Below are 18,137 nucleotides of genomic sequence, written 5' to 3' on the forward strand. Positions count from 1 at the left end.
GTGCCATAAAATACTCCATATATTGATGTTTATAACATCATTTGGGGAGCAAAATATCACTTATAAGTGTTGTTCAAATTTCCTGATCCACCTCTTTTTATTATCACTTTCTAGTAAAGAAAATATGGGTTTATATGTATAAATTTATCAGTAAAAGTGTGATGTCGTTGCTGATATGTATTGAATAAATTCTTTAATTAATCAAGTGATTAATCTATCTGTTAATTTTTTATTTAAAGGGTTTTTATGAAATCTATCCGTTTATCGCCATCGTTTACTTTAGCATTGTTACAAGCCCGAGAAGCAACAATGACTCCTTTTAGATCAGTATTAAATGAAATGGATTTTAACTGAGCAGAAATGGCGGGTGATTGCTGTACTTTATCAATATGATGAGCTTGAAAATAACCATTTGGCTGATTTGGTGTGTATTTCAAAGCCCAGTTTAACGGGAATCTTAAGTCGTATGCTTGATCGAAACTTGATTAAGAAATGCAAAATCTCCATGATCAACGGGTGAGTTTGATTCGGCTTAGTGAAGAGGGTAAACAATACTTTGAAACGCAAGCGAATAAAATGGAAGAAATTTATATAGATATTCAAATGCAATATGGTACAGAGAATATCCAACAACTTATGGGATTGTTAAATGATCTTTCGAAAATAAAACCATGATAAATTTTAAATTATCAGATCGCAAGTGAAACAATGGTTTAGGGATTAAAATAAAACTGCATGTCACTCAATTCATTTTAAATATGCAAAACACTTTAATCAAAAATGAGTGGGTTTTAATCACTCATTTTTTATCATTGCTTAATCAAATAACTTTTTAATGTCTTTCGGTGAGCCTTGCTGGCTTTGAATTTCACCTTTTGCATCTTTCCATACCATTGCTGGGGTAGCGTAAAAGCCGTATTTATCCATCAGTTTGGTATTTACATCTAACTTTTCAGATAATGCATTAGGAATACTTTTCATTTCCACCAATTTATTCTTACCGTTGCTTAAATTGTATTGTTTGAAAATTTCCGCAGGATTGGTGTGATTTAAAATCGTTGCGGCTTGTCCTTTACTGCTTGGACGAATTACCCCAACCATAATATGTCGTAATTGAACTTTTCCTGAATCTACAAAAGGACGCGCTTGTTGCCAAAAGGTATGACAGTAGGGGCAGTTTGGGTCGTTAAATACATAAACCACTTTAGGAGCATTGCTATCGCCGTCTTGAATCCAAGTCGATTTTTCGAGGCTCTTCCAAATTTCATCTAATACTGCACCTTTAACATGGGTATTAATTGCTTCTTCAGTTAAGTTTTTACCTGAAGCATTAAATAGATCACCAACGATATAGTGCTTTTGATCTTTTGAAATAAATATCGTAGATGGATATTCATCTTTATAACCTGTCCAACCCTCTAAACCTTCGGGTGCACTTATTTGCTTAACAAAGTTATAACCTTCTTTTTCCAATTTATTTTTAAGGAAATTTGCATCAGCAGCAAACAAAGAGCCACTTAACACCAAACCAAGCGAATAAATACCGAGTGTTTTTAAATCAATCATCAATATGACTCCTTAAGTTAAAAGCAATATTTCTTCAATCAATACCAATGAAATACATTATTCTGAAACTATCCTTTGAACTTTTTGGTGAAGCGCAGCATGGGTAAGTTCCCCCATATGTGTATCGATTAATTTGCCTTGTGCATTAAAAAATAAGGTGCTGGGTAAGCCAAACATTCCCATTTTATGTGCCGTTACACCGTCAAAGTCTAGTAGAACCCAATGCAAATTAAGTTTGTGTTGTTGCAAATACGTTTGCACTGCTTTGGCATCTTCATTTTGATTAATAAAGACAAATTGCACATTGGGATATCGTTGTTGCGCATCATTCAACACTGGCATTTCACGTCTGCATGGCGGACACCAACTGGCCCAAAGATTAATTACTGTGGGTTTGCCGAGGAATTGAGTCAGCTCAACATGCTCTTGTTGAAGACTCACTAAATTGACTTGAGGAAATTGTTGGTATTGCAATTGTACTTGTTGATAGAAATATTGACCTGAAATGAAAAACAGGGCAAAAGCCGCAAAAAATAGTGCAATAAAGCTTTTCTTCAGAGATCTGTTTTTCCAAATCATCCACAGGCCAGCACAAGCAATTCCCACATAAAGATGAAAACCTTTATCTTGAATCTTCCATATTTCAACTGGATGCTCTAAATAAACATCTAAGTTAAGTAAGACAAACCCAAGTCGTGCAGATAGCAGGCCAACCAAGAATGCAGACCAAATCGAGTCTTTAAACGCAGACCATTGTAAATTTGATACAGCAAAATATTGAAAGCAAAATTTTCCAATCACCACACTCATCAGTATCGCAAGCATGAGGATGGTTAATCCCCATGGCAACATAATCGGTCCTAAATGAATTGCCTGTGCAGTGATCATGGAAGTTTGTTTAACGTCCTGTGTGTATTTTTTCAGTTTGTTGAATAAGTTGTGGTGCTGAGAAGGTTCCAGTAAAGCGCAATTCACGGATTTCTTGCGCATTACTATTTAAAAACAACATGGTGGGTGGACCTAAAATTTCACGTTGTTTTAAAATAATATCTTGTGAGGCGTTGTATTGCGTTAAGTCTAATTGGATGAGCGTGAAGTTTTTCAATGCATCTTGTACATCTGTACGCGGGAATACTTCTTTTTCAATTGGTTGACACGCCACACACCAGTCTGCATAGACATCAATAATGATTGGTTTGTCTTGCTGTTTTGCATTGACCAATGCCAGTTCTAATTGTTCAGCGGTGGTCACTTTATTCCAAACTAAATGTTCTGCTTGGCTATGTTGAATTTGATAAGCAGAATAACTTTGTTGAATATTCCAAAAACCAGCAACTAAACTGGCTATTGCGATGATGGCTAGAATAACTTTATTGACTATTTTTTCACTGTCGCGTAGAGCAAAAAAGAGATAGATTGACAATGCGATACATAGCATGGCAAAAATTGCAGCGTACATAGTCGAAGGAAGCATTGGACGAATGAAATACAATGCAACCATCAACATAATAAAGCCGAAACTGACTTTAATCCGATCCATCCATTTACCTGGTTTTGGTAATAATTTAGAACCAAATACACTGGCAATAAATAAAGGTAAACCGATACCTAGACCTAGAATAAATAAGTACAAGCCACCTAATACAGCACTTTGAGTTTGTGAAACAAATAATAATGCGCCAGCAAGCGGGGCACTCATACATGGGCCAACAATGAGCGCTGATAATGCACCCATAACCACAGCACCGAGTACTGTCCCAGCTTTTTGATTATTTTGCAGATGACTTAATTTATTGGTAATAAATTGTGGTAAGTTTAATTGATATAAACCAAATAAATTTAAAGCCAGAACAACAAATAAAACTGCAAACAACGAAACAATCCAAGGGCTTTGGAACCAACGCTGAAAGCTATAACCAATTTCAGCCACCACAACACCCATAATCGCGTAAACTACAGCCATACTGATCACAAAGCATAAGGCAATCACAACAGCTTTATAACCTTTAGCACGTTGAATGATGATCCCTGAGAGAATAGGAATAAGCGGAAGCGAGCAGGGCAAAAAAGCCAATAAAATACCTAAACCAAAGAATACCAATAAGTTTAAAAACAGAGAGTCTTTAGATAATAGCTTAAAGAATGATTGATCATCATTCCATTGTAATGACGATGTAGTGTTTTTAGTGTCAATATTACTGTGTAAACCAGTAGAATTTTCTTTATCTGTAATGACATTACCGCTTGCAGCAGAAGCGTTGAAATTGTTTGGATTTACAGTGTTGTCTGCTTCATTAGTAGTTTTTTGTCCCAGCTCAGTGGTTTGTTCATCCAATACTTTGTCTAAACCTGTTTTTCCAACAGTTGAATTTACTTTAGTCTCAGCATTTTCTTTGATTTTTGTATCTAGAGCTGCGACTGCGGTATCAGATTGATTGAGTAATGAGCTAGTAGGATTGTTATTGAAAAGGCGTTTTGAAGATGTATTACTTTGCGGTAATAAGCCATCTGCATCAGTTGCAATGGTTTTTCTTTGTAATGGATAACATAAGCCATCTGCAGAACAACCTTGATACATCACTAAATATTGTGAATTAGGTTTAACCTGAATTTGTGTTGTCACATTTTCATAATGAACTTCAGTTTTCCCAAAAGTTGGATCATCTTTGATATGACCTTTGGGAAGACTTAAAGGTACAGCTTTATTGTTAATTGTTACTTTAAACTGATCATGATAGAGGTAATAGTGAGGTGCAACTGTCCATTTCAATTGTGCTTTATTTTCTGAAATTGATTCGGCAGAGAATTGAAAAGCTTGATCTGGTGGGAGAAACTCAGGATTGGCGTGGCTGATTGTACTTAGACTCAACAAAGTAAAACAACATACACTGAGCAATGTTCGCAACTTCATAATTCCATATCTTGATTTCATTTAAAGCCATTATCCATAATTTCAGATAAAGAAGGCATAATTCTAAGTTTTTCTTTGTAAAAATATCGTTAAAAACATTCAACTCCATTTTGCTTAAGTTTTTGAAAAATTTGTTCATCGTCATGATAGAGTCTGTCGAATTGAGTCATTTTCTTAGTTTTTTTACTGGTGTAATTGACATTGTAAAGCACAGCACCTTGATAAACGATTTCATAAGTTCCTGTTTCTTTCTGATTGATTATTTCTTTATAGAAATTGTGAAATTCACTCGGTCTACCTTGTGCTGTATCAACAGCATCATAGTGAGTAAATTTTAGCGAGATTTTTTTCATATAAGGATAATATTTTACTGTTTTGACTTTTGGAAATTCTTCCTCAGAAATAAGCAGAATATTATTGTTTTGACTTTCCTTAAAGCAAAAATATGGGGCAGTTTGCTTTGCATAAACAGACAAAGGGAGAAGACACATTACCGTTGTAAATAGCCTAAGCGATTTCATATATTTTCCCATTCTTGAATATCTTCAAGACGATCTTGTTTGAGTTTATCTAAAAATGTTAAAAAATCTTGTTTGCTTTTTATTGCATTAATTTTCATAAGCATCATTTCTGATTTACAGGATAAATTGTTGTATAAAGATAGGCCATCTCGCACGTTTTTTGCATTCTAACAATTGAAATTAATTTCAACTAGACCCATATAGAAATTAATCAACAGTACAGAACAGACACTTTGTGAAATTTGATTGATGATCAAGCTCACGATAACAAGTCGAAGCTCAACAATAGGATTAGGACATCATATGAATATCGCGGCAAACCCAGTAGTTGAAGCAGATCAAACTATATATTTAAAAGATTATCAAAAACCTTCATATGTTGTAGATTCAATCAATCTCGATATCCAAGTTTATGATGACCATACCAACGTAAACAGCAAATTAGTCATGAAACGTCAAGCAGCTGGAGATATGGTATTGCTTGGACGCGATCTTGAACTTAAATCAATTTCTATTAATGGTAAAAAACTGACTGAAAGTGAATATAGGCTTGATTCTGAGCAGTTGGTGATTGCCAATGCGCCAGATGAATCCATCGTTGAAACATCTGTAGTCATTCATCCTGAAACAAATACACAACTCGAAGGATTATATCTTGCGGGGAGTGATCTATTTGTCACTCAAAATGAGCCAGAAGGTTTCCGTAAAATCACTTTCTACCCTGATCGCCCAGATGTATTATCCGTGTTCACCACTCGTGTAGAAGCCGATAACAAATACCCTGTGCTTTTGGCAAATGGGAACTTGATTGAAGCTGGTAAAACTGGTGATGAGCGCCACTATACCATTTGGGAAGATCCAACCAAAAAACCAGCTTATTTATTTGCCTGCGTAATTGGTGATTTAGCGGTTTTAAAAGACCGTTATACCACTACAGAAGGTCGTGATGTGGCATTAGAAATTTATGCAGAAGAAAAAGATATCCCAAAATGTCATATTGCGATGGAAGCGTTAAAGCATTCTATGCGTTGGGATGAAGAACACTATGGACGTGCATATGATCTAGACAATTATATGATTGTGGCAACCAGTCAGTTCAATATGGGCGCAATGGAAAATAAAGGCTTAAATATTTTCAATACATCATGTGTGCTTGCTGATGAAGAATATACCACTGATGCAGCAATCATGCGTGTACAGTCTGTGATTGCTCATGAATATTTCCATAACTGGACAGGTAACCGTATTACTTGCCGTGATTGGTTCCAATTGTGTTTAAAAGAAGGCTTAACGGTTTTCCGTGATCAGTCTTTTTCAGAAGATCTACAATCAGCAGCAGTACAACGTATTGACGATGTTGCGGTTCTTAAAGCGCATCAATTCCCAGAAGATGCAGGCCCATTATCGCATCCGCCACGTCCAGATCATTTTGTCGAAATCAACAATTTCTATACTGCGACAGTGTATGAGAAAGGTGCGGAAATTAACCGCATGATGTCAACCTTATTGGGCAAGGAAAAATTCCGTAAGGGAACCGATGAATATTTTCAACGTCATGATGGCCAAGCTGTCACTGTTGAAGATTGGGTTGCTGCTTTAACTGCGGGTTCAGGTGTCGATTTATCTGCATTTTTAATCTGGTATAACCAACCAGGAACGCCAAAGCTTGAAGCGAAAGGTGAATATGATGAGAGTGCTCACACTTATCGTTTGAGTTTTAAACAAAGTTTAAAAACCCATCCTAAATATCCAAATTTAAAAGCTGTACCTATTCCTGTGGCTTTAGCATTGTTTAATGCAGAAACAGGTGAGCAGTACACCTTACATTCTGAGGCTTTATTTGAAAATGGGGTAAAAGATGGGGTGTATTTGTTTGATCAAACAGAAGCGACCATTGAATTTACAGGCGTGACCGAAAAGCCTGTAGCATCTTTATTACGGAATTTCTCAGCACCGGTAAATCTTGAATTTAATTATTCAGATGAAGAACTTGCCTTCTTGCTACAATATGAAACCAATGGTTTTAATCAGTGGCAAGCAACACAGACTTTACTTGAGCGTATTTTGCTTAATGGTCATGATGCTCAAATTTATGTAGAGGCAATTAAACAGACCTTACCAAGTGTAATTGAAAAAGATCCACTCTTGGCATCACGCTTATTTGATGTACCAAGTGAAGGTTATTTGGGTAGTCGTATCGACCAAGATTATAATCCTTTGATTGTAAATGAAGCACGTGAAGCTTTGTTGAATCAATTGGCAAAAGTACTGGATGACTTTGTTAAAGAAACATATTTATCACTTGATCCAGATTCACAAAATGAATTTTCACAAGCAATGGGTGTTCGTGCTCTGAAAAATATTATGTTGAGTTTTATGGCACGTCAGGGGGATACCGCAGTATTTGATTTGGCTTATGCACAGTATGAAAATTCTGTGAATATGTCTGAGCGACTTGGCGCACTTAAAGTATTGGTATGGAATGATGCTCCACAAGCAAAAGCAGCCTTAGAGGACTTCTATAAGCGCTTTAAGGATGAAGCATTGTCATTAGATCAATGGTTTATGATTCAAGCAGCGCATCCGAAAGCAACCGCTGAAACGATTCAGTATTTAACTTCACATGCTGATTATGATTTAGGTACACCTAACCGTATTCGTTCAGTAAGTGGTGGTTTAAATGCCAATCCTGTCAATGCATGGAGTTTTGGTGTTCGGCATTTTGTCGATTTGGCGAAGTATTTGGATGAGAAAAATCCAATTGTTGGGTCTCGTTTACTTCAAGTCCTCACCCGCTGGTATACATTAGCTGAGCCACAACGAAGTGAAGTAAAAGCCGCACTTGATGGATTAAAATCTCAAGTGAAATCAAAAAATGTCAGTGAAACCTTAAATAGTATGTTAAGTGTTTAATGGCTTATAATTTTTTGATTTAATTATATTTGTAATGCTATTTCTCTTATTTTTATAGGGGAAATAGCATATTTATAAGTTCTTAAACATTCAGATTTATTATTTATCTATTCCTTAAAAGTCTCATTTAAAGCTTGTTGCACCGCATCTACACGTGACTTACAGGCTTTATATGCAGACATAGATTCTTCAACAATCTTCATTAAATTATCAATATCAGGTTCTTCTTGAGATTCTAATAATTCTGCATTTTTCTTTAGAACGTCATAACCTTCTTTAAATGTTAAATCTTGTTTAGCCATTGCTTAATACCTGTGTCACATTTGCGTTGATCGTGCCATCCAGTAACTCTACTTGGATGCGATCAGTTGAAATTTGTTGAATAGAACGAATGGCTTTACCATCACTACGGACAATAGCATAACCTTTGGCCATGACATGACGTGGATTTTGCAAAAGCGTTTCACGCATGAGTGATTCAACTTGATTGGATGCCAATTTAATCAGTTGCTGTGCCAAATACTGAACAGTACCTTTCATCAAATCTAAGCTTTTATTTGCCTCATTGATCTGCCCTTGAGAAAGCGTTTTAATGACTTTGATGTATTGATCATTTTGGCTTTGGTAAGCAGTGATTTGATGTTGAGATAACAGTTTAATCTTCTGTAGAGAATCTAGCACATCTTGGGTTCGCTCTACGATTAGATTTCGAATCCCTGCAATCACTTTACTCGGTGTATCAAAAGAACGGTTCGCTACTTCATCTAAAATGGTTCTATCTTTTTCATGACCTATACCTACCCAGATTGGAACAGAGCGTTTGCAAAGTAGCGCAGCGAGATTGTAATCATTGAGATAGGCCAGATCATTGACTGCACCTCCACCACGAATAATCACAATAAGATCTGGTGGGGTGTTGAGGTCTTTCGCCCATTGTCGTAATCCATTTGCTAAAGCTTCAGAAATACTTGTAGCCGCAGTGTTCCCCTGAAACGTTGCTGTATGATAGACAAAATGACAAACGCCAGCTTGATCGAGAGCATCTGCATCTTTCTTAAAGTCACCCAAGCCAGCAGCATTTTCAGGAGCAATGACGAGCACATTCTCAATATCAAATGGGGTAGGCAGTAATTTATTTTTATTCAGTAAACCTTCGCTGGTCAGTCTCTCTAAAATTTGTTGATAACGCCGTGCAAGATCACCTAAGGTATAACTTGAATCTATTGCTTCAATATTGACTGAAAAACCATATTGGGGATTAAATACAGCTTTCACTTTAATCAGTACATTGAGATCACGAGAGAGTTCAATGCCACTTTCACGCTCAAACTTTAACACCATTTTGGCAGCAGAGAATTTCCAGATTGTTGCCTTACAACTGGCAATGACTTTATCTGAATCTTCCTCCTTTTCTGCAAGTTCTAAGTAGTAGTGGCCGCCCTTGATGCTTAGATTTCTAATCTCAGCTTTTACCCATATTGGTTCATCAAAAGTTACACGTATAACTTCTTGAACAGTTGCAAGGTATTCGCTTAAGGAAAGCTGTAAGTCAGACATACAAAGGCAATTACGGTAAATTTATCTAAAATAGTATATAACATGGTGGCTCAAGGCGGTGAAGATATATTGATCTTATACATCGGGTATGGCATATTTTTATGATGTTGATGGGCGTTATCGACATCTACTTAAACCAAATTATTTTTTAGTCTTTAAAGTAAAAACACAAGTGAAATCATTAATATTTATTAGCTTTTTTATTGGTATTTTGTACCAGCTATGATTTAGAAAGTAATCATGCGCATTGTATGGGATATGGAGCAGATGTCAGTAACGTTACATCAACAATGAGTGATTATGATCGCTTTAGATATCAGAGTCAGAATGGGATGAGTATGCTTAACAGTAATGCACTCTCACCGAAAATGCGAACCGATTGTTATAAAATTGACCCGAAACAAACCAAATAACTTCAAAGCTCATCAATAGATGGGCTTTAATTTTATGTAAACTAAACTTCTTTTATAGAGCATTCAAAAAATTATAAATTATGAAAAAAATCCTTTTTTTATTTATTTTATGGATATCACAGCTTTGTTATGCAGATCCAATAATGCCAATTTTTGATAAAAAATTAAATATAGAGAAATTCAAAGAACATTTTGATCGTGATCATACTCGGTATCCTGAAAATGATAAATTAATCGCAGAACGAGAAACAGCTTTGGATCAACCTAAATATAAAGTGATTGTGACGAGAATAATATTTGGTAGAGAATATGAGCTTCAAACTTATATCAAAATGATTGGTTATCACGACTGCGAAGCTAGAAAAATTTTCTTATATTCAGGATATTATGATTACAATGCAGATCTTACTGAAACTTATAGAACTGTGACTAAATTTCCACAGGGTAGTAAGTTGATTGAAGATGCTTGTTTAGATAAATAAATTTTAAAATTTCATTTAAAGATAAATTCTCATACATCATAATCAACTAATATATTATTTTAATAACCCATTTCCCCAAAAAGTGGGTAATTTCTAAAAGTATTTTTTGAAAAAAAGTTTATCTAGCGTGAAAGAATCTGGCTTGTTTGTAAAAATAAAAAGTAAAATGAAAATATAAAGCAAATCATGGGTATAAAAAAACCAGCTTATCCAAGTGATCAAATTAAGACCCGGTGGAATTGTATAAATACCAACGGTTACGAGTGCTACAAAGCAAATAAAGAGCAATATAAGGCTGGTTAACTGAGTAAATAATCCTAGGGTTAGCAATAGCCCGAATGCAAATTCAAATAAAGAAACAATGATAGCTGTGACTTCTGGAAAAGGTATACCAGCAGAAACAATCGTTTCCAACATGATTTGTTGATTTTTCTCTACAAATAATTTGTTATAACCCGTTGTTAAGAAAAATAAACCGATTGAAACTCTGGTTAATATTAAGGCGAACTGACTAAATTTTGGCGAATTAAATGGATTTTTAAAGAGAAAACCAAGCATGTGTCTATAATTCTGAAAATTAAAAAATATCTTAATAATCTGAGTAGACTTTTTAAATGTAAGCATTGTTGGTGAGTGTATATAATTTGTCATTTATACAGATTTAAAATTTTGCAAGTCAGTTCGAAATGTTACCTAAGTTTCATAAAATACACATTATGAAGTTCATACTTTGATATGGTATATTTTTTAAGCAAAATTGAGCGAACTATGAAAATCTTTTCAATTTTAAGTTTAGCTATGCTGATCGGTTTAACAGCGTGTCAAAAAAGAGATACAGATACACAAAAGCAAGATCAAACAACAACGCCACATTCAGTGGATAAGGACAGTTAATCCAACGCCCACTGATACAGTGGGCTGATTGATATGATGCATTGGTCGAAATCGAAATCATGTTTATGATAAGACGCTTAAAGCGTTTTTTTATTGTAAAAATAAAGTCTTGTTTGAGATTAGACAAACATTTTATAGATAGATCTTTGATTCTTTAGGCTCGATTTCACAATTAAAAGATATCGAAAAGTGGGAGGATTATTAAATTATAAAGCAAAGTTTTATTTAGATATTTTATATCTAATTCATGTAATTTTTAGGCTTTCTCTATAAGAATTCATACTAGAGGTATAAGCTATGATAGCCGAGTAATTTTCTGTAATGATATAAAACTACCTCGTCCTAATCGGCAATGACAGCACTTGTCTGAGCTCAATACATCTTGCTAATTGATTAAAAAATAAATTTAAATATATAAATTAAAAGAAATTCAAGCTTAAAATGTATAGGGTTCTAAATGATTTTTATGATTTGTGTAGATAACAAGTAGTAATTCGCAATTAGTGGTTGGATTGCTCTAAAGCGCTATGTTAGAACTTAACTTCCATATTTATTCGAGATTAAACATGAAAAAATTATTATTAATTTCATCTTTTTTAGCTGTTGTTTTTGTTGCTGGGTGTAATGCAAAAGACAAAGATAAAGCGACATCTCCTGATAATGAGGTAAGTAGCAGCGCAGTTGCTGTTGATACAAATGAGTCAGCTGAAAAAACGGTAAAGTATGAAACAGCTGATAAGAAACAATTTACGCTGAAGACCAGTGATAATTTTGTTACAGCAACATTAACTGATAATGATGGAAATAATTACTCCTTGAAAGAGGTTCCTGCTGGAAGTGGTATGCGTCTTGAGGGGGAAAATGGTGTTTCAATTCATTCTAAAGGCGATGAAGGAACCATTGAACTTGCAAAAGATAAATCTTTTACAGTGAAAGAAGTAAAATAGAGTTGTAACTTCAACAGCCTCACCATCTGGTGGGGTTTTTTATTGTCAATCAATAATGAAATTAATATGGTATGTTCAAGTGATTTGTAGAAAGTAGAGTGCAAACCATAATTTAGAATAGACATCTTTAAAATTCAATTGAAATAAGATATTTAAGCATACTTCCTCATTTATGCACTTGATTAGAACGCACAGATGAAAATAATTAGCGCACTTTTCATTGAAATGCTTAAATTAATGTAATTTTACCGTGGCATGAAATTTGCTGAAGCTCCTTTGCAATATTTTTATTTTTCAATTGTTAAAGGTATTTTTTATGTTTAAGCAGACGGTTCTTTCACTGTTTATTTGCAGTGCTATCAGTACTTCAGCAGTTAATGCTGAAAGTTTTAATGTCCTTAAGCAATTATCCAACAAGCCTGTTCAATTAAAAGACGGTGAATACAAAGGTAATTATTATGTACCATCAACTTTAAACACGATTACTTGGGGTTACTTACCGAATAAAGAAGCAAAGCCAGTGATAACTGTTCCATCGGGAAGTGTTGTGACTTTCGATACAGTTTCACATGAGGGGTTACTTGAAGATCAAGGACGAGATGCAGAAAAATTCTTTAAATCCAAAGGGGTACGGGATGAATATATTTTAGATGAAGCAAAAAATATTACCAAATCTTCGCTAAAACATGATTTTCATAAAGATGGTCCTCATATTGTGACTGGTCCAATAGCAATTCAAGGTGCGCAACCAGGTGATATTTTAAAAGTAGAAGTCATTAAAGTAGAGCCTCGTGTTCCATATGGCGTCATTTCGAATCGTCATGGTAAAGGTGCATTAGTGGGTGAGTATCCTAAAAGACCACAACAAGAAAATGCTTCGGCTGAACATCCTGAGCGATATGGGAATGTTTCAGTATTTACTCCAATAGAAAAAAATGCAAAGGGTGAATATGAGGGGGTATTAAAAACAGAATCGGGTAAATCGATTCGTTTCCCACTGAGCCCTTTCATGGGGATCATGGGAGTCGCGCCGAATACATCAGAACCAGTGCATTCAGTTCCACCCGCGATGTATGGTGGCAATATTGATATAAATGAGTTAGGTGCTGGATCAACTGCATATTACCCAGTACAAGTGCCAGGTGCATTGTTTTATACAGGTGATAGTCATTTTGCCCAAGGTGATGGCGAAGTTGCTTTAACTGCATTAGAAGCCTCAGCAAGAGCAACACTCAAGTTCACTTTATTAAAAACAGGCAAAGATAAAATCCCAGGTAAAGAAATCGTACAGCCATTAGCCGAAAATGCTGAATTTTGGATCACACCCGGATTAGATCAAGATTTAGATGAAGCAATGAAAAAATCTACACGTGAAGCGATCCGTTTTTTAAACCAAGAATATGGTATTGATGAAGCGATTGCTTATGCCTACCTCAGTGCTGCTACTGATTTTGAAGTATCGCAAGTGGTAGATAAGACCAAGGGAATTCATGCCAAAATACGTAAAGCTGACTTTAAAGAGTTTGTTGAAGACCATAAATAAAATTAAAGCTGCTTAATTAAATATCCTTGAAAGTACCGCCGTGATGTAATTTCAAGGATTTATGATTAGATCTAAAATAATATATAATCCATAAAACGATAATTTAAACGTTATGCATTCATTTCCTTCAATTCAATCATTTATGCTTTGAAACTACATTTTATTGTGATTCTGACTCTCAACAGGAAAGGCATGACTTTTGAAACATGATCAATCGGGTTGGTTTAAACTTTGGTCATGTCCATTCAGAACGCAAAATTTAAACATGAATCATACTTTTACTATTTATATCCTCTATCCAGTCATTTAAATCTAAATCATTGGTAAAAGAATGTTCACCATCGATCTTAAAGACTAACAATGAGTCATGAATACTAATAATATTCGCTAAATGCTGGCGAATGATGTTGGCTTCATAAGTTGTATTGATCAGCCAAGTGGTAGGATTTACTCGAATTGAAGCATCATAGTCACAAATGAGCTTATGCATTTCATCAAAATGGTGTGCCTGTGATGAATTTAAAATAATCAAATAATTCATATTAACAACCTCCATAAAAGAGATTTAGATAAAATAACTTTTATTATGAAATGTGATAAGTATCACGATTTTTTCAATCTAACATCAAAGTATTTTGATCAGGTGAAAAAATGTCGGACAATCTAAAGCTGATTTTTGATGATGTGTTAAATTTTTTTATTGTATTGTTCAAGAAAATTATTAGTGGATATTCCTTTTGTTACATAATAAATAATCAAAAATTTTAAATACTGGCTAAATTGAAGTATGATTAAGTTTAAAATATTTAAACAATAAGCTCATCAAAAGATGGGCTTTTTTGTCTTACTCTCTCTGTGTTATAAAGTTTGAGGCTTAAAATGCTGGTTAAAATAGAAGATGGTTTTTACCTAAATTCACTGCATATTATCGCGATACATGTTTCTAAAAATATGATTACGCAGAATTTTTCTATAAATATAGAATATACCCCGCACAATCAAAATGCCAATGGCCTATATCATAAAATGTGTCAAACCAAAGCTGAAGCGGATTTATTTTTGCAAAGTCTACATCAACAAATCGCGCAAATATAAATTAAAATTTTTAGTTGTTTTTAGCATTGAAATTAAAAGTAAAAAACTTCATTTTTTAGACTATGTTTGGGTCAAAATTGAAGTTATCGATAATGTGAAAATCACAATGATCGAACATTTTGAAGATCAAAATGTGTAAACTGAAAATTCTTATTTGTATAATTTCACTATTCACATTATCAGCTTGCCAAAATATGCAAAAAAATAACAAAATCCTTGCTAAGGTGATTGATACTTGAACACTATTTGATAGATAAACATGCACCAAAGAATGTCATTGTTAGAAATAACATTCGTTATCAAGAACAGCTAAAACTCAGTTTAGATCTCTAGCAGTCAAAAGATATTCAACACCTTGATAAAACGTCCAAGCGTGATTTGGATTCATGGTGGTGGTTGGATTTCAGGTGCTAAAGATAATGCTAAAGGATATTTTAAGCTGCTTGCAGCATAAAGTTATAATGTTGTTTTGGTGCGATAGCAATTTGCAGCACAAGCAACTTATCCAACGCAATTGTATCAAATCAATATCGCACTGCAATTTATCCAGCAAAATGCAAAAAAAACCATATAAATGCAGATCAATTATTTTTAGCAGGGGATTTAGCTGGGATTAATTCAGCCAGTCCTTATGTAGTGCTTCTCACGAGCCCTAATATCTCCATGCAATCTGGATTTATAGCTACGATAGAAGCTTCACAACTTAAGGAATTGATCTTGTAATGTGGGATCTATGATATGAATGCTTTTATCCATACAGCACCAGATGAAATCAAACTGATTGAGTGAGGGTAAATAAGCTTGTCCAAGTTTATATAGCTAATCAAAAAGATAATCCTGAATATTTAAAACTTTGATCACCTCTACAGCTTTTTACCAAAAACTATCCGCCTCTTTTTTATCAGTGGGGGAAATAAAGATTTTTTGACTGATACGAAATCCATTCCTTTTGTAAAAGCTTTGCAAGAAAAGCAAAATCCTCGTTCAAGCTATTTCCTACCCCGAATCAAAAGAATGGTTGGTCCATGAGTATCGATTTTCTTAGGTAAAAAAGCGAGTCAATAAATATTTAATCAAACTATTATGTTTTTGAAGAAAAATGTTGCTGCAAAATAAACTCAAAAAATAATGATTTAAACGGTATTGTCATAAAAGCATGTTATAAAAAATGAAATTGTAGCGAGAAATGAAAAATGGAAATTAGTGTAAAGCAAATCAACAAGCGAATAGATGAATTTCAAGAATCTAGTAAAAAAGCATCAACTTTAGAAATTGGCTATAAAACTTATGCGAAGTTAATGAATGAAGATAAATTTGCAGATGCACTGAAAAAAGATCCAAATAACACAATGGTCCGCTACTACAAAGATATAAAAATTAAATTGGTCACAGAAAAACATCATTTTGAGGTGAAGTAAGTTTTTTACTGAAAAGAATAATAAAATTATCATTTATTAAAAAATTTACAACTCAAGGAATGAGTGTGAATTTTTTATCATATTGCATGAGAAAAGTAATATATCTTTAGAGCCCTTACTTGATCCAGCAGGGATCACTCTTTGCTTTTAAAAATCTAAATTTATCACATTTAGAATATTGACATCCGCGACCATTGTTAAACACAACTTGTAACACTTTTTTATTAATTCTTCATTTTTTATCCACTTTTTTTGGATGATGTATCTAAATATTTCTTTTTTTTGATTTTTTTACCATGCGGTTAATGCATTAATAATATTATTTATTAAGAAAAACTAATGAGTTTGAATATTTTTTAAACAGCAGGGTGCTGCAATAATTATTGTGATATAGGTATCAAAACCTGCATAATAACTGAATAAAAACAAATATGTGAGAATATTTATCATTTATAATAAATCTTTTTAATATCTATTCATGCCGTAAAAGTAGCCAGTTAGACTTATTTTTAAGTGTTTTTTAATTTAATTAGGCTTAATTATCTTACAAATTGTGACAAAATATATTAAAATAAATACTGGTTTATTTTGTGACGAAAAATAATGGAAATTTTAAACTTTATAAAGAGTTTCAACACGGTAAACACGTATTTAATTTTGGCGATAATTGCCTTGTTGTTTATAATTTCATTTTTCTACTTTATCCATCCAACCTGATTAGGTGGGAAATTGAAAAAAAGAGGTGAGTATCATATTGATAACTCACCTTTTTTTATAAAACTAGTTTTTATCAAAGTGATGTTGCTTTTTATTCATAAAATTTAATGGCTGAGATTACAAATAGCTAAAGATTGTATTGTAAATTGAATTTATATAACATACCAACCAACTGGTATCTTTTGATGAATTTATGAATTCTATACTTTTTGCCTATAGTTTATTGGCTATCGCTATCCTCGCTGAAGTAACTGGTTCAACTTTCTTAGTGAAATCCCAAGGCTTCACAAAGTTAGTCCCAAGTTTACTGGTGGTGTTTTTTTATGTGATTTCTTTCTATTTACTTTCTCAAGTGATTAAAACAATTCCATTAGGTATTGCTTATGCAATTTGGGCTGGTGTTGGTATTATTCTCACTGCTTTGGTGGGTTACTTCATTTTCAAACAAAGCTTAGACTTTGCTGCAATTGCAGGTATTGGATTAATTATTTCAGGTGTATTGGTGATTAATTTATTTTCAACATCAGCAGGACATTGATAAAAGCACGAAGCGGGTAAGATTTGAGTATGGATAAAATTGTTGGAAATGCTTATCAACGTAAAAAAGATCCTGAAGGTGTTAAAAAATTAATTTTAGCCAACACGATGAATTTAGTTGCTGAACACGGTGTAAATGGTGTGTCGATTCAAAGTATTGCAACTCATTCAGGTGTAACTAAAGGTGGTATATTTCATCATTTTGCCAATAAACAAGTTTTAATTGAGGCAATGTTGGAAGAGTTAATCCAACAATTGGACCAGCAAGTCAGCCTAGCAATTGAAAAAGATCCAGTCACTTATGGCTGCTTTACTCGCGCATATATTGATGTCACCTTAAGTTCTTCATTTGGAGTCAACACTATATGGAGTGCTTTAAGCATGACATTGATGACAGATAAATCTTACAGTGAGAAGTGGGATCAATGGCTAACACGACGGTTATCTCAACATGCTGAAACTGATTATTCTGTCACATTAAAAATATTACGTTATGCTGCCGATGGGGTATGGTTTGTAGAAAGTCTATCCCCAAAAATACAGGATAATTATGAGAAAATTAAACAGGAATTATTGTTAAGGAGTTATCCTGAATAGTGATTCATTTGCTCAGATTTTTAAGC

At 33.9% G+C, this 18,137-nt stretch carries 17 protein-coding genes and 2 pseudogenes; 11 read left to right on the forward strand and 8 right to left on the reverse strand.

Features of this window, described 5'->3' with window-relative positions; genetic code table 11:
• Positions 1–246 precede the first annotated feature (246 nt).
• Positions 247–675 (forward strand): annotated as a pseudogene (gene hpaR / locus ACG916_RS04355) (homoprotocatechuate degradation operon regulator HpaR).
• Between the two features lie 141 nt (positions 676–816).
• On the opposite strand, the gene dsbG reads toward hpaR, so the two are convergent.
• The 4 genes from dsbG to ACG916_RS04375 all read right to left on the reverse strand — a co-directional run bounded on the left by dsbG (position 817) and on the right by ACG916_RS04375 (position 4,998).
• Positions 817–1,566: a thiol:disulfide interchange protein DsbG gene (gene dsbG, locus ACG916_RS04360; protein WP_419327315.1), complete on the reverse strand. Its 750-nt coding sequence runs from the start codon at positions 1,564–1,566 to the stop codon at positions 817–819.
• Between the two features lie 57 nt (positions 1,567–1,623).
• Positions 1,624–2,454, reverse strand: coding sequence for a prolipoprotein diacylglyceryl transferase family protein (locus tag ACG916_RS04365; RefSeq protein WP_336950902.1), 831 nt, complete (start codon positions 2,452–2,454; stop codon positions 1,624–1,626).
• Positions 2,455–2,464: 10 nt separating this feature from the next.
• Positions 2,465–4,498: a protein-disulfide reductase DsbD gene (gene dsbD, locus ACG916_RS04370; protein WP_419368150.1), complete on the reverse strand. Its 2,034-nt coding sequence runs from the start codon at positions 4,496–4,498 to the stop codon at positions 2,465–2,467.
• A 68-nt stretch (positions 4,499–4,566) separates the two neighbouring features.
• Complete coding sequence (locus tag ACG916_RS04375) at positions 4,567–4,998, reverse strand: hypothetical protein (RefSeq protein WP_419327313.1); 432 nt, start codon at positions 4,996–4,998, stop codon at positions 4,567–4,569.
• 303 nt (positions 4,999–5,301) lie between these two features.
• On the opposite strand from ACG916_RS04375, the gene pepN reads away from it, so the two are divergent.
• Positions 5,302–7,911 (forward strand): aminopeptidase N, encoded by a 2,610-nt coding sequence (pepN, locus tag ACG916_RS04380; protein ID WP_419330661.1) that lies wholly within the window; start codon positions 5,302–5,304, stop codon positions 7,909–7,911.
• A 107-nt stretch (positions 7,912–8,018) separates the two neighbouring features.
• Here pepN and xseB read toward each other — a convergent pair whose 3' ends face one another.
• Both xseB and xseA read right to left on the reverse strand, forming a co-directional pair.
• Entirely contained in the window at positions 8,019–8,213 is a 195-nt protein-coding gene (xseB, locus tag ACG916_RS04385; RefSeq protein ID WP_034615548.1) for an exodeoxyribonuclease VII small subunit, read from the reverse strand.
• Positions 8,206–9,468, reverse strand: a complete 1,263-nt coding sequence (xseA, locus tag ACG916_RS04390; protein ID WP_419327311.1) for an exodeoxyribonuclease VII large subunit — start codon at positions 9,466–9,468, stop codon at positions 8,206–8,208. The genes xseB and xseA overlap by 8 nt, the downstream gene beginning before the upstream one ends.
• 493 nt (positions 9,469–9,961) lie before the next feature.
• Between xseA and ACG916_RS04395 the strand changes: the two genes are divergently transcribed.
• Entirely contained in the window at positions 9,962–10,363 is a 402-nt protein-coding gene (locus ACG916_RS04395; protein ID WP_419327310.1) for a hypothetical protein, read from the forward strand.
• 93 nt (positions 10,364–10,456) lie between these two features.
• Here ACG916_RS04395 and ACG916_RS04400 read toward each other — a convergent pair whose 3' ends face one another.
• The gene (locus ACG916_RS04400; protein ID WP_419327309.1) at positions 10,457–10,921 is read right to left on the reverse strand and encodes a DoxX family protein; all 465 of its coding nucleotides are present in this window, start codon (positions 10,919–10,921) and stop codon (positions 10,457–10,459) included.
• A gap of 210 nt (positions 10,922–11,131) precedes the next feature.
• Between ACG916_RS04400 and ACG916_RS04405 the strand changes: the two genes are divergently transcribed.
• The 3 genes from ACG916_RS04405 (at position 11,132) to ACG916_RS04415 (ending at position 13,747) form a co-directional block, all read left to right on the forward strand.
• The gene (locus ACG916_RS04405) at positions 11,132–11,257 is read left to right on the forward strand and encodes a hypothetical protein (protein WP_004821939.1); all 126 of its coding nucleotides are present in this window, start codon (positions 11,132–11,134) and stop codon (positions 11,255–11,257) included.
• A 566-nt stretch (positions 11,258–11,823) separates the two neighbouring features.
• Positions 11,824–12,204 (forward strand): MliC family protein, encoded by a 381-nt coding sequence (locus ACG916_RS04410; RefSeq protein WP_336950909.1) that lies wholly within the window; start codon positions 11,824–11,826, stop codon positions 12,202–12,204.
• Between the two features lie 316 nt (positions 12,205–12,520).
• On the forward strand, positions 12,521–13,747 hold the full coding sequence (locus tag ACG916_RS04415) for an acetamidase/formamidase family protein (protein WP_336950910.1): 1,227 nt from the start codon (positions 12,521–12,523) through the stop codon (positions 13,745–13,747).
• A gap of 259 nt (positions 13,748–14,006) precedes the next feature.
• On the opposite strand, the gene ACG916_RS04420 is transcribed toward ACG916_RS04415, so the two are convergent.
• Positions 14,007–14,288, reverse strand: a complete 282-nt coding sequence (locus tag ACG916_RS04420) for a hypothetical protein (protein ID WP_336950911.1) — start codon at positions 14,286–14,288, stop codon at positions 14,007–14,009.
• Positions 14,289–14,626: 338 nt separating this feature from the next.
• On the opposite strand from ACG916_RS04420, the gene ACG916_RS04425 reads away from it, so the two are divergent.
• From ACG916_RS04425 to ACG916_RS04445, 5 genes and pseudogenes are all read left to right on the forward strand, one after another.
• Positions 14,627–14,842 (forward strand): hypothetical protein, encoded by a 216-nt coding sequence (locus ACG916_RS04425; RefSeq protein ID WP_336950913.1) that lies wholly within the window; start codon positions 14,627–14,629, stop codon positions 14,840–14,842.
• A 131-nt stretch (positions 14,843–14,973) separates the two neighbouring features.
• Positions 14,974–15,907: pseudogene (locus tag ACG916_RS04430) on the forward strand (alpha/beta hydrolase).
• Between the two features lie 128 nt (positions 15,908–16,035).
• Positions 16,036–16,260 (forward strand): hypothetical protein, encoded by a 225-nt coding sequence (locus ACG916_RS04435; RefSeq protein WP_004719860.1) that lies wholly within the window; start codon positions 16,036–16,038, stop codon positions 16,258–16,260.
• A 910-nt stretch (positions 16,261–17,170) separates the two neighbouring features.
• Entirely contained in the window at positions 17,171–17,515 is a 345-nt protein-coding gene (locus ACG916_RS04440; protein WP_336950915.1) for a DMT family transporter, read from the forward strand.
• Positions 17,516–17,544: 29 nt separating this feature from the next.
• Positions 17,545–18,111, forward strand: a complete 567-nt coding sequence (locus ACG916_RS04445; RefSeq protein ID WP_336950916.1) for a TetR/AcrR family transcriptional regulator — start codon at positions 17,545–17,547, stop codon at positions 18,109–18,111.
• The last annotated feature ends 26 nt before the right edge of the window (positions 18,112–18,137 follow it).

This window comes from Acinetobacter legionensis (genome assembly GCF_048552295.1).
Lineage (GTDB): Bacteria > Pseudomonadota > Gammaproteobacteria > Pseudomonadales > Moraxellaceae > Acinetobacter.